The sequence below is a fragment of the Bacillus sp. AFS059628 genome, from assembly GCF_002571225.1.
Taxonomy (GTDB): domain Bacteria; phylum Bacillota; class Bacilli; order Bacillales; family Bacillaceae_G; genus Bacillus_A.
Genome location: NZ_NVEC01000151.1, coordinates 1 through 403, shown reverse-complemented (window position 1 = coordinate 403; position 403 = coordinate 1). Strand labels below are relative to the sequence as shown.

Annotated in this window: 1 protein-coding gene; it reads left to right on the top strand. The window is 33.0% G+C overall.

Going from position 1 to position 403, the window contains the following annotated elements; genetic code table 11:
* Positions 1–351, top strand: a 351-nt coding sequence (locus tag COL05_RS30570) for a hypothetical protein (protein ID WP_240523016.1), incomplete at its 5' end; no start/stop codon positions are given.
* Positions 352–403: the final 52 nt, after the last annotated feature.

Genomic DNA, 403 nt, shown 5'->3' with positions numbered 1-403 from the left:
GCAAATTGTATAGTGAGAATTAGAAACAGATTCTTTCTTCTAGTAGAAATTGAAGTGGAAGTTGGAAATGTAGCCATAGAGGAATTTGTTTTTATTCGAATATCTGAGCAAGAGGCTAGAACATTGTTAGCAGGGGGTATTCAACGTTGTACTATTTCTAATTGTATTCCTAGGTCTCATGATGATTTAGAAGTAGAATTCATTTGTGTTTTAATCGTGGGTGGGGAAGCCTTTGCGGTTTTTGATGTAGAAGACGATGTTGATGAAGCTGTACTTGTTCCAATTTCATTAAGAGAAGCCGAGCGTTTAATCTGTAGAGGAGCAAGACGATGTACAGTTATTAATAGATAAAAAAAAAACCTTTTGGGGGAAAAAAAAATATTTTTTTTTTTTTTTTTTTTTT